Here is a 15,417-nt window from a genome sequence, read left to right as displayed (position 1 = left end):
GGAAGGCGGTGTGTGTTTGCACAGCTGTGTATTCATACCTCAGTACAGTTGATGCGGGAATAGCTCAGTTGGTAGAGCACAACCTTGCCAAGGTTGGGGTCGCGAGTTCGAGTCTCGTTTCCCGCTCCAAACGTCAAGCCGTACAATCATTCTTATCGATGCGGGAATAGCTCAGTTGGTAGAGCACAACCTTGCCAAGGTTGGGGTCGCGAGTTCGAGTCTCGTTTCCCGCTCCAAAGATTCATCACTCAAATCACTTTCTTAAAACGAATCTTCTCATTGATTTCAATCTTTGTATGCTTTCCTTTCATCTGATGAATGAATTCCTTCTTGAAAAAAAAGTTCTGTCACGGCATGCTTGCTTCACCTTCACTCATCGGACCTGTATTATGAGCCAAAAAAATCGCTTAGCCAAAGCAACAAGTTTTATCAGCCGACTTCCACAAAAGTGGCAATCTTTTCTTTTGAGCCAGCTCTTCAATCGCCAGGTTAAGTTTGCAGGTACAGCTGGGATCCGCGTCATGTCCCTTTCCAATGATGGTTGTCACCTCCAACTCAACAATAAAAAGCGGGTACAAAATCATATTGGTTCTGTTCATGCCGCAGCAACGGCTTTACTTGCAGAGTCAGCGAGTGGTATCGCATTCGGCTACCACGTACCAGACGATAAAATCCCACTATTGAAAACCATGCATATTAACTATGTGAAGCGTTCTAGTGGAAACTTAACAGCACAGGCTCAATTAACACCAGAGCAAATTGAGCAAGTCACATCACAGGAAAAAGGAGATATCTCTGTACGGGTCACAGTCACGGATGAGGCAGATATTCAACCTGTCGAAATCACGATGGAATGGGCTTGGATCCCTAAAAAACGTAAATCTTAAGCTCTCTTGGCTTTCAGTAGATGATTGAAAGCCTTGTAAAAAATTTTTCAATTGCGCCGTTGGTGCGGAAACTTCAAGCTAAGTCGTTCGATTTAAACCCAGCTCAACTATACTTTATCATTAAGTTTCTGGCATATTTTGGGTGTATAGGTATTGAAGTTTCCGTATCCGACAGAGCTGCATAAAACTCAGCAATGGCGGCGACCCGCTCTATACGCATTTATTTCGAGTGCATTTGTCCTGTTATTCACATTTGGACTTTATTTCGAGCAGGACAAACATGAACGCGTCATTTATGGGCTAGAAGTTGAAAACAGACTCGATGCCCTATCCACAAAAGTTGCTGGTTTAGTTGAGCGGAATATTGCCATTCTCTATGGCCTTCGCGCAGATATCGCTGCCAATTCTGGTATTTCACAGGCTCGCTTCGAACATCTGGCTATCGCACTCATGTCTCAAGGGCTCCATGTTCGCCATATTGGGCTTGCCCCTGATTTAATCATTCAAATGGTTTATCCAATGGAAGGGAACACGCTCGCCATTGGCTTGAATTATCTTGAGCACCCGAAACAAAATCAATCCGTGATCCGTGCCATTGAAACAGGCAAGATAATCATGGAAGGACCTGTTCAACTCATTCAGGGTGGTGAAGCTTTCATCACTCGAGTTCCAGTGACCAATCTGAGGACCAATGAATTATGGGGTGTCATATCAGCGGTAATCGATTATCGATCCCTGTTCCATGAAGCGGGTATTCATAACCTGCCAGAAGGTACTCAGGTTGCAATTCGCTCCATTGAAATTGACCAACAACAAAGTGGTGTTCAGCTTGGCGATCAATCTATTTTTCATCAAGCCTCAACCAAAACAGAATACATTCATCTGTCCATTGGCAAATGGCAAATTGGCTTGCATGATGATGCGCAGTCATATGCCTCTAGAATATCTTTTTTTATCATCGTCATTGGCATAGGTGCTTCAATATTGGTTGGTACGACTGTATTTTACGGCATGATACAGCAAGTACACCGAGATGCAGCACAGAGAAAAGTGGAGCATCAAGCTGCATTTGATAATCTAACTGGGCTATCCAATCGTTACCTCTTTAATCAGCGACTTCATAATATGATTGCCGAAGCAAAGCGCTTTGATAAACAGCTTGTCCTGATGATTATCGACCTAGATAACTTCAAGAAGATTAATGAAAGCTGTGGTCATGAAGTCGGTGATGAGCTATTGAAACACGTTGCGATTACTTTACGTCGCGAATTTCGTGGCAATGATTTAATCGCACGCTTAAGTGCTGATGAATTTGCTGCTGTCATCAAAGACTCTACCGCTGCTGTACAAATAGAATTGGTTGCGGAGCGGCTGATTGAATCACTGTCAAAACCTATCAAGATCGGGGAACATGATCTTGTGAGTAGCGCCAGTATAGGTATCGCAATCTTCCCCGATGACGGAGATAACAATATCTCTATTCTTCAGCATGCTGATCGAGCAATGATTGCAGCCAAAAAAGCTGGGCGAAATACGATTCAGTTTTTCAACACAAATATGCGTTCAGAAGCTGATCTCTATGTCCGTATTCATCATGAAATTCTCACCGGGATCCCAGAAGAGCAATTTATCATGATGTATCAACCGATTCTGGATATTAAGAAAAATAAATTTACCAAATGTGAAGCCTTGGTACGCTGGTATCACCCGCAACGTGGGATGGTCTCGCCTGCTGAGTTTATTCCAGTTGCTGAAAGCACAGGTTGTATCCGTCAATTAGGCCACTGGTGTCTGGAACGTGTTTGTAAGGACTTTATCCACTTTAAAGAACTGGGCTTTGAGTTGACCATTTCAGTCAACCGTTCCGTTGTTGAATTTAATTCCGTGGAACAAGCGAAACGTTGGTTGGATATGATGACGGCCTATCAAGTTCCAACCTCGCATTTAGTGTTTGAGATCACTGAATCGCTCTTCATGGAAACTGGCTCCCACCAAGATGCCTGTATTGAATTACTCAAAGAAAACGGGATCCGATTCGCTATTGATGACTTTGGTACAGGTTATTCCGCGCTGAATTACCTTCGTCGTCAGCCGGTCGATTACGTCAAAATTGATCAGTCATTTATTCGTGACATGGCTGAGATACAACAAGACCGCGCCTTAGTTGAATCATTGATCCAGTTATCACATATCCTCGGAATTGAGGTCATTGCAGAAGGAGTCGAGTATCAGGAACATTTATCATGGTTGCAGACTTGGCAGTGCGACCATGCTCAAGGATTTCTATTTGAGAAAGCTTTACCGCCAGAGGAGTTCGTCGCGTTCTTGCGGGCACATCAATCCGGTTTTTCGGAGGAAGACTCTTCGCAGTAGCGCATCAAGAAGTAACGTCAGATATGACAGGTGATGTGAGTGATCAAAGTTTGTATGAAAGTCAGACCTCCAGCTGTGGCAGGTATTTATTACCCTGAATCAAAGAAGGAACTCAAAAAACACATGGATGAGTTAGTCAAAGGCAAAGCAATCTCCATGTCTTTGCCAAAAGCACTCCTTGTGCCTCACCGCAGTATTACCACAGAGGGCGCTCTCGCTGCACAAGGGTATAAATTATTGAAGAGACACAAAGAAACCATCACAAAAGTAATTATACTTGCACCTGCACATCATTACCCACTCGTCGGTTGTGCAGTATCCAGTCACGATGCTCTCGAAACACCATTGGGTGAAATTCCGATTGATAAACCTCTACGTCAACGTTTACTCAACAGTGCTATCGTTGTCACAAATGACTTACCGCATGTGATGGAACACTCAATTGAGCTTCAATTGCCTTTTTTACAAACTTGCCTCAAGTCCTTTTCGATTATTCCCATTGCGGTCGGTAAAGTCAGTGTGAGAGATATGCTTGCAATGTTCCGCATGATCCCTGAGCAACAGTCCGTTCTATTTGTATTTAGTGCTGAACTGAGCGGCTGTTTTGATAAAGACACCGATATGGCGCCAATCGAATCCATCACGAATGATATTTTAACGCAACAACCCATCTTAAATCGGCAAGGGGTCTGTGGCGGTTCTTTGTTGAATGCAATGATTTCTTGGAGCGAGCTCTGTGGCTGGCGACCAAATTTTCTGGCATGTAATGGTGTCTCTATCGAAACCGCCTCTTCGGTCGTTTTCGCTTTTAATCCACCCAAGAAGTCAGCGGATGAATAAATTTAGCACTATATTTTTATGAAAAATCATCAAGACCTCTATGAAATGAAGTGTAAATTTCTGTTGCTGCTTGCTTGCCTCTGTATGCTTACTTGTCCTGCTTCCGCCAAAGAATTTCAAATGGTAACGGAAGAGTATCCTCCATATAACTACTTGAAAGATGGGCGTGTTGAGGGCGTTAGCGCTGATATGGTCCGTGCTGTGTTAGCAGAAGTAGGGATACAGGCGCCCATGAATATTTACCCGTGGGCACGCGCTTATGAAATGGCTCGGGCACAGGAAAATGTCATGATATTCTCCATTAGCCGTTTCCCACAACGTGAACGTCTTTTTCAGTGGGTTGGTGTCATCGCGCCAATTAATTTTTATATTTTTGCGTTAAAAGATAGAAATGATATACGTATTGACTCATTAGATGATGCGAAGAAATTTACGATCGCGACGGTTCTCAGAGATGCCTTGGAACAGTTTTTAACATCAGAAGGCTTTCAAAAAATGCGAAAACTTTCCTCCAACGAACATGCAATGGAGATGATGATGAAAAAGCGCGTTGACCTTTGGCCTAATTCAGAGCTTGCGGGATATCATATGCTCCGCAGTAAAGGCTACTCAAAAGATATGGTTCGCAAAGTCTATCATTTAGATGGATTCTCAAAAGGTGATTTGTATATCGCATTTGGACCAAAAACATCAAAAATTGTTGTTGATAGTTTTCGTGACGCGCTTGAGCGCGTCAAAAAGAAAGGTGAGTATGATAAAATACTCAGTCGGTTTCGCTAAGCAAGCTTTTTCTTTAGTGCCTCATGGATCAGAGGTGAAACAAATTCCGTCACATTCCCACCATGCAATGCGACTTCTTTGACCAAGGTTGAAGAAATGAATGAGTATTCCTCTGCTGGCGTCAAGAACACACTTTCTAAATCTGGATTCAATCGACGATTCATATTTGCTAATTGAAATTCATATTCAAAATCAGAGACTGCTCTTAAACCGCGGATCAGAATATTGGCACCTTTATCTTTTGCGAACTGCGCCAGTAATCCCGAAAACCCAATAACGCTCACATTTGGAATGTGGGTTAACGCTTTTTCACATAGATCAACGCGTTCATCCAGCGAAAATAAGGGTTGCTTCGTCGGATTTGCTGCAATCGCCAGGATCACTTCATCAAATAGCTTCCCCGCTCTTTCCACTAAATCGATATGCCCTTTTGTGATTGGGTCAAATGTTCCAGGATACAATGCAATTCGTTTCATTTTTTATTCACTAATCAAGAGGAGTTATTCCTCGTCATACGTTGTCCCAAAGTCTATCATGTTTTCAAATCAATCAAAGTGCTGCATATCAGTTGAAACTTGAGAGGATCACCCTCACATAAACACAAAGACTTCGAAGGAGGAATCAAGGGCCCATGACAAAACTGCCTCAATTTTCACAAATCAAAACTGACGAGATCAAAAGCAACATCGAACAAGCGATCGCACACTGTAAAAAAACAATTGATAATGTGCTCTGCGATCCTGCCCCAATTTCCTGGCAGAATAAGATTGTCCCAATGGATGAAGCTGATGATGCCTTTTCTCGCCTCTGGTCCCCAGTTTCTCATATGAACAGTGTGGTCAATTCACCGGAGCTTCGTAACGCTTATGAGTCCTGTTTACCGCTTCTTTCGGAGTACAGCACGTTTATCGGGCAACACAAAGGACTCTACGATATTTACCAATCGCTTTCTGAACAGGATGACTTCAAGTCGCTCTCCAAAGAGCAACAGAAGACGATCACTGACCAACTCAGAGATTTCCAACTCTCAGGGATTGCACTACCAGAAACGCAGCAGAAGCGATATGGCGAGATTGTTGCACGTTTGTCTGAGCTAAGCTCGAAGTTTTCTAATAACGTCTTAGATGCAACGCTCGCTTGGCACAAACACATTCAAGATGAATCACAACTCAGTGGCTTGCCAGAGTCTGCAATTGCAGCCGCAAAACATACAGCAGAGCAAAAGTCGCTTGATGGCTGGGTCTTTACCTTAGAGTTTCCAAGTTACTTGCCTGTGATGACTTATGCGGATAACCGCGAACTTCGTAAAGAAATGTACGAAGCATTTACAACAAAAGCTTCCGATCAGGGACCAAATGCAGGCGAGTTTGATAATTCAAATTACATGGAAGAAATTTTAGCATTGCGCCATGAACTGGCACAGTTACTCGGCTTCTCTTCTTATGCTGATAAATCGCTTGCAACAAAAATGGCTGAATCGCCGAAGCAGGTCCTAGAGTTTCTTGAAAACTTAGCAAAACGCTCTAAAAAACAAGCTGAAAAAGAACTCGCTGAATTGCAGCAATTTACAACTGACAACTACCAAATGACGGATTTGCAAGCCTGGGATATCGCATATTACAGCGAAAAATTGAAGCAGGAAAAATACGCAATTTCTGACGAAGAGCTCCGTCCTTACTTCCCCGAAAGACGAGTCGTCTCTGGTCTATTTGAAGTCATGAATCGTTTGTTTGGATTAAAGATTTCTGAACAAACTGGTGTAGATACCTGGCACCCAGATGTACGTTATTTTAATATTACCGATGCACAGGGTAACCACCGTGGTAGCTTCTATTTGGATTTATTTGCTCGTGAACATAAGCGTGGTGGCGCTTGGATGGATGAATGTCATGTTCGCCGAATCAATCAAGAAGGCGACCTACAACATCCAGTTGCCTATCTCACATGCAACTTTAATAAACCGATTGGGGATAAGCCTGCCCTATTCACTCATGACGAAGTTGTGACGCTCTTCCATGAGTTTGGTCATGGGATCCACCATATGCTGACCCAAATGACTGTACCATCTGTATCAGGCATCAATGGTGTCGCATGGGATGCTGTCGAATTGCCGAGCCAATTTTTAGAGAATTGGTGCTGGGAAGAAGAAGCCCTCGCGTTTATTTCGGGTCATTATGAATCTGGAGACCCCCTGCCAAAAGATATGTTGGATAAACTGCTTGCTGCCAAGAATTTCCAATCAGCCATGTTTATGGTTAGGCAGTTAGAATTCGCACTCTTTGATTTCCGTATGCACCATGAATACGATCCAGCATCAGGTGGCAGGATCCAACATATTCTTGATCAAGTTCGAGAATCAGTTTCTGTCATCATTCCACCAGCATTTAACCGATTCCAACATGGTTTCTCACATATTTTTGCAGGTGGCTATGCTGCTGGCTACTACAGCTACAAATGGGCTGAAGTTTTATCGAGTGATGCGTACGCCCGCTTTGAAGACGAAGGGATATTCAATCAAGAAACTGGCCGCTCATTCTTGCAAAATATCTTAGAAAAAGGCGGCAGTCAGGAGCCTATGGATCTCTTTAAAGCCTTCCGTGGTCGAGAGCCAGAAATTGATGCCCTCCTTCGCCATTCTGGGATTGCTTAAACCTCAGTAACCCCCTTTCTCTTGACCAGCGATCCCCTTCGCTGGTCTATACTTGTTTTATATGCTGCGCATACTCTGATATTGCTTACATTGGCTTATGAAACACGTTGTTATCTCAACCCGGCTACCCGTCATTATTCTTCCGCCCGTGTTCGCAACAAACCTTGTTCAACCCGTTTCTGGTGCATACCCGCCTTTTATGTCTGAGAAAATGCCTGACAAAGGAATGAAGTCAACAATGCTCGAGAATGATTCGTAAAGAAGGATGCACCGATACATTTATACAAGTAAATAATCTAACATTCAGGAAATTAAGAAAATATTCAACCATGCTTCTATGAAGGAATTTAACCCGATACTCCAACAGCTCAAAGATAGCGGAGAGTTTGCAAAACGACTTGAATAGATGAAAACGATGAAAATTTACATAATGATTTTTCTATTTAGCATCATACTCCCACTCAAGGCAGCTAACCCCATCAAGTTTACTGTCGGTGAATACCCGCCTTTTACCTCAAAGGATCTTCAGGGTTACGGGCTAGTAACTCAGACTGTCAAAGCAGCCTTTAAAACACAAGGTTATGAAATCGAAATTAAATTTTATCCATGGAAACGTGCTTATGAGTTCGCAAGACACGGTGAACATTACAACGGAACTTTTATCTGGTATAAAACGCCTGCCAGAGAAAAACATTTTCTCTATAGTGATCCCATCATGATTGAGGCGCAGGTTCTTTTTCATTTAAAGTCGTTAAACGTCGAGTGGAAAGAACATGACGATCTGAAAAAGTACCGTTTGTGCGGTGTTATCGGCTACTCCTATGGTAGTGATATTGATTTTCTTCTCAAAGCCGGGAAGCTGCGCATGGATAGATATCCAGAAAGCCCCCAATGTATCAAGATGATCTTAAAAGATCGGGCAGATATCATGATTCAGGTGAAGGAAGTGGGCCTTGCTGAAATCCATGCAGCTTTAGGTGATGTGAATTCGCAAGCATTTACTTATCACCCGGAGCCAACGTATGCAAATAGCTCGTTTCTTCTCCTGTCAAAGTCGCGTGAAGAGAATAAGAAGATCTTAGAAGTTTTCAACAAAGGACTTGCTGAAATCAAAAAGAATGGCACTTATCAAACCCTATTTTCAACAAAGTAAAGAAATCTCAAGCCTACTTTCGCGTTTCATATTTAGAAACTAACCTTTGTAGACAGAATGCAAGGTTTTGAGTGAGTTTGATGGAGGCATATCAGCACGTCAACAGTAATCCAAATCGTAAAATTGCAGTCAAATGCATTTTTGCGTTACTTGTGCTTATCTCCATCTTAACCATCGGAAAACTAACGATACAGTATTTCATCAAAAAGGAAGATGATAGCGCTCGATATGTTGAAATGGCAGCTCACCTTCGGATCCTCAACTTAAGTATTTCTCACAAATCGCTCGATATCTTGCTTTCAAATCAAAAGTTTTCATCTTTACAAAATAAACCAAACCAGCTCAAAAGTTTGTTGGCTCAAGCAGAAAAGACCCTCCATGTCGTGATCTACGGGGATCCAGCTTTAGGGTTACAGAGCATCGACTCTCCTGAGATTCATTCATTATTTTTCGGAACAAAGAACCTTTACCAACAGATGCAGCTGCTGATTACAATGAGCCAAAAAGCTTTGAGTGCTGCATACCTCCCACCCTCGTTTCGCGATATCAATGTCGTGAAATATTTTCAAAGCAATGCGATTGATATCCTTGATCAGTCTTTCATGGAAGCGGAGTCCATCTTTAAGCAGCAAACGGAGATCTATCGTCTTCAAGTCTCTCAATGTGTCATGATCACTTGGCTCATCGTTTTAATCGTCATTGTTCTCGAAGCTTGGTTTATTTTCCGGCCAATCATCCTTTCCATTGGGAATATTTGGAGTTCACTCAGTCATCAACGCTCTCAAGCACAAGATGCGCTCGCAAAAGCGCAACAGGCGAACATGACAAAAAACCAGTTTCTAGCCAAAATCAGCCATGAATTAAGAACACCACTTAATGGTGTCATGGGGATCTTACTTCTACTCGCAAAAACCCGCCTGAATGAACATCAGATTTTCTATGTCAAAAAGGCCCAAACATCAGCCAAGGTGTTATTACATCTCATTGAAGACTTGCTTGATTTTTCAAAGATTGAAGTTGGTATGATGGCCATTGAATATAAAGAATTTAACCTGCTTGAATCTATCGACACAGTGATTTCCATTATCGAGCTGGAAGCTAGGCGAAAAAACCTGACTTTTCGTGCAGATATCCAAACACAACTGCCGGAATCAATTCTCGGTGACAAATATCGACTGAAACAAATATTGCTCAATCTTTTATCCAATGCCGTAAAATTCACTCACGTTGGTGAAGTTTCGCTTTCATGCTCCTACTATATTGATGAAAAACAAACTTGGTTTGTTTTTGAAGTCAAAGATACAGGCGAAGGCATTGCGATGGACGATTTGCCCCGCTTACTTGAGCCTTTTGAACAACACCAATCTCACCATACGCTTGAAAGTCGTGGTACTGGTCTTGGACTCGCAATCGTAAACCACCTTTGCCATTTAATGGGGGGACAATTGACTTGCCAAAGTGAGCAAGGTAAAGGAACTTGCTTCTCCGTTCGACTGCCACTGCGTGTTGTTGAACAAGAAGAAGATATCCCTTTAGAGCACTTTAAGGAAATCGTTCAATCACTCAACGTACTTATTGTTGATGACGATGATGCCATCTGCCGACTGATTAAAGCCATATTAAATTGCATGGGTGTTAGCGCGAAAATCGCATCAACCGCTGAAGAAGCCATGGCGCTTTTCCAACACTACTACGAAGATGGCCACGCATTAGATTTGATCTTTGTGGACTGGGATCTTGGAAAAATTAATGGCGAACAGATGGTCCGTAAAATGCGAAACTATCTTGAAGATGCTGAAGAACAGCCCCCTGCATTTGTCCTAGTTAGTGCCTTTCGAGCCGGAGAAGCATCCAGCTATGACAGACGTCTATTCGATGCAGCACTGAGTAAACCATTTGAAACGAATGAACTCGTCAGAACTATGCTGGCCGTCCTTCGTGTTCGTATTAACTTTATCGATGAGGAGCAAATGAAGAAAATGCGCCTCGTTGGTAAACGGATATTAGTCGTTGAAGATCAAGAAATAAACCGCCTCGTCGCCCAAGATATGCTGGTGAATCATGGGGCTGAAGTCATCACTGCGAATAATGGAAAAGACGCACTTGAACATTTTATTGGTTCTCACTTTGATGCCGTATTAATGGATATTCATATGCCAATTATGGATGGATTAGAAGCAACCCGCCTGATCCGCCAGGAAGTTGGTTATTCTGAGCTGCCAATCATCGGCCTATCTGCCAATGCCAGTGAACCAGATCGTTTAAAAAGCCTGGAATCTGGAATGAATGGCTATGTTGTAAAACCACTCCTCGAAAATGAACTGATTGATGAACTCGCGAAGTGGTTGAGTGAAGATCAAGATACTTACTTCATTGAATCAACGAAATCAGAATTGTCTTAGCACCTTTTTTCTAGCATCAATCAGCCTTCGTGGTTTCTGTGCATCGATCATTTGGAATGATCAACACAATGCCGATATACTAGCTCAGCAAATCATGAGGGCCGTATGCAAGATATCTTTCTCATCACAACACAAACTGAATTATCCAAACAGGCAGAGGAGATCGCCACACAATGGGGCTTCTCATATATCGATGTATTGCCATCCGCTGCAACTTTGTATCTCGAATTAAGCCCTGTGGGTCTTTCCCTCAAAAGCCTAACTGAGCCAAATCTGAATGGCGTCATCGTCGATTTTGTGACTGGCGCCGCTGCACATCGGCGTAAATTCGGTGGTGGTAAAGGACAATCAATTGCAAAAGCGATTGGATTGAATAAAGGTGTTACACCCAGTGTGCTAGATGGGACAGCTGGACTCGGGAGAGATGCATTCGTCCTTGCCGCACTTGGCTGCCAGGTCACACTTGTGGAGCGCCACCCTGTTGTTACTGCACTGTTAGAAGATGGCTTAAAACGTGCTTATGCAGATCCAGAAATCGGCCCCTGGATGCAAGAGAGGATGATATTACAGCACTGGAACAGTCTCGACATTTTACAGGGCCAAATCAGCCCACCCGATGTTGTTTACCTCGACCCGATGTACCCTGAAAAAAAGAAATCGGCACTCGTGAAAAAAGAAATGCGCCTCTTTCATGAACTCGTTGGTTCCGATTCAGATGCAGATGGGCTACTGATGATTGCTAAAACCCTTGCAACTAAGCGTATTGTAGTGAAGCGACCCAGCTATGCCGAACCACTTGATGGACAAGACCCGACTCTCACATTTCCAATGAAGAAGAATCGATTTGACGTCTATGTACTGGCAGGCTTTCATACTCAAGATTGATTTTTCTGTATAATTTTCTTTTTTTCTCTCAGTGACCATCGCTTGAAAAGCGCTGTATAAAAAACGCCTCCATTCTTTTTGGGGCAAACATCGATTGAGGGAATGGCAATGAAAAATTATTATTGGCAACACATCTGTGCATGTTTGCTTAAACTGCAATTGCTGAAGGTACAAACGCCCAAGACAATATTCAGACGCCCTCAGCTATTCCTAGCTTGATGCTGCAATGAGTGGTAATGAATCAGAGTTTGATGCATAGATTCAGGAAGACTTCCTGAATCGCCTTGATATGTATGTGCTCGATCAATCAGTCATTCAAACGGTGATTTAAGTACGTTTCGCTGAATGATCGCAAAAACAAAGTATTTATAAATTTAAGTCGATAGAAGTGTCGATTGTCCGGACTATGCGATTGGTAGTGCTTCCGCAAGACGTGCTACCAAACATGAACTATGTGTCAAAGCAAAAACTGCGGCTTATGCACCACGTGGCTGTTAACGTAAACACTGTCCGCCTTATACTTACAGCTACTAGCAGGACCGCATACAGCGTGGACGTCTATTTTCCACGCTGTACTTCCATCATCACAGCATTGGTTTCAAATAGCGTCCAGTATGAGATGCTTCATGTTCAGCAACTTGTTCCGGTGTCCCACTCACCAGGATGGTGCCACCACCAGAACCGCCTTCCGGACCTAAGTCAACAATCCAGTCTGCTGTCTTAATCACATCCAGATTATGTTCAATCACAACAATTGTATTACCGTGATCTCTTAAGCGGTGTAAGACCGTCAATAACTGTTGAATATCGTGGAAGTGCAGCCCTGTTGTCGGCTCATCCAAAATGTAAAGGGTCTTACCTGTATCGCGTTTCGAAAGCTCACGTGCCAATTTCACTCGCTGTGCTTCACCACCAGAAAGCGTCGTCGCAGCTTGACCCAAGCGAATATAAGACAGCCCCACATCCATCAATGTTTGCAGTTTTCTCGCAATTGCAGGGATGTTATCGAAAAATGCCCGTGCATCTTCGACTGTCATATCAAGAACTTCGTGGATACTTTTCCCTTTGTATTTGATTTCCAACGTCTCACGGTTATAGCGCTTGCCTTTACACACATCACAAGGAACATAAACATCGGGCAAGAAGTGCATTTCAACCTTTATGACCCCGTCCCCCTGGCATGCTTCACAACGGCCACCACGGACGTTAAAGCTGAATCGACCGACCTTGTAGCCACGAGAACGTGCTTCTTGTGTCCCTGCGAATAACTCCCGGATCCCAGTGAATATTCCGGTATATGTCGCAGGATTTGAGCGTGGCGTTCGACCAATAGGACTTTGATCAATATCGATGACTTTATCTAAATGTTCTAGGCCTGTCAGGCTCTCATGAGGCGCAGCTTCACCCGTTGTTGCACCATTTAAACTATGATGGGCAATTGGATACAGTGTGTCATTAATGAGTGTTGATTTACCAGAGCCGGAAACTCCTGTCACACAAGTCATTAAGCCTACAGGAATATTTAATGTGACATGTTTGAGATTATTGCCCGTCGCACCAGTCAAGGTCAGCCAGCGATCATCGTGGTTTTCATGGCGTGTCTGAGGTACTGCGATGGACTGCTCACCACTCAAATACTGGCCTGTGAGCGACTCTGGCGTATTCAAAATATTATCCAGCTGACCAGAGGCAATCACCTGACCGCCATGGACACCTGCGCCTGGGCCGATATCAATAATATAATCAGCGCTACGGATTGCATCCTCATCATGTTCAACCACGATGACAGTATTACCCAAATCGCGCAAATGGGTTAACGTTTTCAGCAATCGATCATTATCTCGCTGATGAAGGCCAATCGAAGGTTCATCCAAAACATACATGACACCAACCAAGCCAGCCCCGATTTGACTTGCCAGTCGGATCCGCTGTGCTTCGCCACCAGAGAGAGTTTCTGCACTGCGGGCCATCGTCAGGTAATTCAGCCCAACATTCATCAAGAAAGATAAACGATCTTTGATTTCTTTGAGGACCTTCTCCGCGATCGCTGCTTTTTGCCCGGTAAATTCAATGTGCTCGAAGAAATCGTGTGCATCTCCGATAGACATATCGGTGATCCGAGGTAAAGGCGTATCTTCAATAAAGACATTGCGTGCTTCTTCGCGAAGTCGTGTGCCAGAACAATCCGGGCATGGCTGATTATTCAAATATTTCGCCAGTTCTTCGCGAACGGCATTGGATTCCGTTTCCCGGTAACGACGTTCCATGTTTGGAATAATTCCTTCAAATGGATGACAACGGACTGTCTGGTCACCTTTGTCATTCACATATTTGAATTCAACTTTTTCTTTACCGCTGCCAAATAATACGCGTTTCTGTGCATCACTATCCAAATCTTTGAACGGGGTATCAATCGCGAATCCATAGTGCTCCGACAGAGATGTGAGCATTTGGTAATAATAAAAACTTCGTTTATCCCAGCCTCTAATCGCCCCCCCAGAAAGACTGACTTCATCGTTACTGACAACACGTTCTGGATCGAAAAACTGGCGATTACCCAACCCATCACAAGTCTGACAAGCACCGGAAGGATTATTGAAGGAGAATAAACGTGGCTCAAGCTCAGCCATGCTATAACCGCACTGAGAACAAGCAAAATTTGCTGAAAAGATGATTTCTTCTTTTTCTGGCTCATCCATGTAGGCGACTTGTGCGATGCCACCGGAGAGCTCTAATGTGGTTTCGAAAGACTCAGCTAAACGTAATTGAATATCATCTCGAACTTTAAAACGATCGATAACCACTTCTATCGTATGTTTTTTATGGAGCTCTAATGTTGGTGGGTCAGAAAGATCACAGACCTCGCCATCAATCCGTGCGCGAATATAGCCCTGAGCCGCTAGGTTTTCCAACGTCTTTACATGCTCGCCTTTGCGGTTTTGCACAACAGGGGCCAACAACATTAACTTCGTCCCTGCTTCAATTCCCATGACCTTATCCACCATCTGACTGATTGTCTGGGCATTCAGTGGGATATTGTGTTCTGGGCAACGAGGTTCACCAACGCGCGCATAAAGCAAACGCAAGTAGTCGTATACTTCTGTAATCGTGCCAACGGTTGAGCGCGGATTATGCGACGTTGACTTTTGTTCTATAGAAATCGCAGGCGATAGGCCTTCAATATGGTCAACATCTGGCTTTTCCATAAGTGATAGGAACTGCCTCGCATAAGCTGACAAAGACTCAACATAACGGCGTTGCCCCTCAGCATATAGCGTATCAAACGCTAAGGAGGATTTTCCGGAGCCCGATAACCCCGTGATCACAATCAGTTTATCACGCGGAATCGTCAGGTGAACATTCTTCAAATTATGGGTCCGCGCCCCTCTCACTTCGATATTTTCCATAGCCCGCTACCGTCAAACGAAAACCGCTAGTATCGCATAC

The 15,417-nt window shown here is 43.6% G+C and carries 10 protein-coding genes and 2 tRNA genes; 10 read left to right on the top strand and 2 right to left on the bottom strand.

What is annotated here, in order from left to right; all coding sequences use genetic code 11:
* The first annotated feature begins 53 nt into the window (after window positions 1-53).
* From C505_RS0105270 to C505_RS0105245, 6 genes are all read left to right on the top strand, one after another.
* Window positions 54-129: transfer RNA gene (locus C505_RS0105270), tRNA-Gly, on the top strand.
* A gap of 31 nt (window positions 130-160) precedes the next feature.
* Window positions 161-236: transfer RNA gene (locus C505_RS0105265), tRNA-Gly, on the top strand.
* 153 nt (window positions 237-389) lie between these two features.
* A complete protein-coding gene (locus tag C505_RS0105260; RefSeq protein ID WP_026317764.1) occupies window positions 390-887 on the top strand; it encodes a DUF4442 domain-containing protein in 498 nt (165 codons plus the stop codon).
* A 153-nt stretch (window positions 888-1,040) separates the two neighbouring features.
* A complete protein-coding gene (locus C505_RS23490; RefSeq protein ID WP_018691547.1) occupies window positions 1,041-3,260 on the top strand; it encodes a putative bifunctional diguanylate cyclase/phosphodiesterase in 2,220 nt (739 codons plus the stop codon).
* A 39-nt stretch (window positions 3,261-3,299) separates the two neighbouring features.
* Window positions 3,300-4,100 (top strand): AmmeMemoRadiSam system protein B, encoded by an 801-nt coding sequence (amrB, locus tag C505_RS0105250; protein ID WP_157368819.1) that lies wholly within the window; start codon window positions 3,300-3,302, stop codon window positions 4,098-4,100.
* Between the two features lie 120 nt (window positions 4,101-4,220).
* A complete protein-coding gene (locus C505_RS0105245; RefSeq protein WP_169337005.1) occupies window positions 4,221-4,880 on the top strand; it encodes a substrate-binding periplasmic protein in 660 nt (219 codons plus the stop codon).
* On the opposite strand, the gene coaD is transcribed toward C505_RS0105245, so the two are convergent.
* Window positions 4,877-5,356, bottom strand: a complete 480-nt coding sequence (coaD, locus tag C505_RS0105240) for a pantetheine-phosphate adenylyltransferase (RefSeq protein ID WP_018691544.1) — start codon at window positions 5,354-5,356, stop codon at window positions 4,877-4,879. The genes C505_RS0105245 and coaD overlap by 4 nt on opposite strands.
* Before the next feature lie 155 nt (window positions 5,357-5,511).
* On the opposite strand from coaD, the gene prlC reads away from it, so the two are divergent.
* The 4 genes from prlC (at window position 5,512) to C505_RS0105220 (ending at window position 11,970) form a co-directional block, all read left to right on the top strand.
* Window positions 5,512-7,530, top strand: a complete 2,019-nt coding sequence (prlC, locus tag C505_RS0105235) for an oligopeptidase A (RefSeq protein ID WP_018691543.1) — start codon at window positions 5,512-5,514, stop codon at window positions 7,528-7,530.
* Window positions 7,531-7,945: 415 nt separating this feature from the next.
* Window positions 7,946-8,683 (top strand): substrate-binding periplasmic protein, encoded by a 738-nt coding sequence (locus C505_RS0105230; protein WP_169337004.1) that lies wholly within the window; start codon window positions 7,946-7,948, stop codon window positions 8,681-8,683.
* Between the two features lie 80 nt (window positions 8,684-8,763).
* On the top strand, window positions 8,764-11,085 hold the full coding sequence (locus C505_RS0105225; protein ID WP_018691541.1) for a response regulator: 2,322 nt from the start codon (window positions 8,764-8,766) through the stop codon (window positions 11,083-11,085).
* Between the two features lie 105 nt (window positions 11,086-11,190).
* Window positions 11,191-11,970, top strand: a complete 780-nt coding sequence (locus tag C505_RS0105220; RefSeq protein WP_018691540.1) for a class I SAM-dependent methyltransferase — start codon at window positions 11,191-11,193, stop codon at window positions 11,968-11,970.
* Between the two features lie 584 nt (window positions 11,971-12,554).
* Here the strand turns inward: C505_RS0105220 and uvrA are convergent.
* Window positions 12,555-15,377, bottom strand: a complete 2,823-nt coding sequence (gene uvrA / locus C505_RS0105215) for an excinuclease ABC subunit UvrA (protein WP_018691539.1) — start codon at window positions 15,375-15,377, stop codon at window positions 12,555-12,557.
* Between the last annotated feature and the right edge of the window lie 40 nt (window positions 15,378-15,417).

This window comes from Algicola sagamiensis DSM 14643 (assembly GCF_000374485.1).
GTDB lineage: Bacteria > Pseudomonadota > Gammaproteobacteria > Enterobacterales > Alteromonadaceae > Algicola > Algicola sagamiensis.
This window is presented reverse-complemented; position numbering and strand designations above follow the sequence as displayed.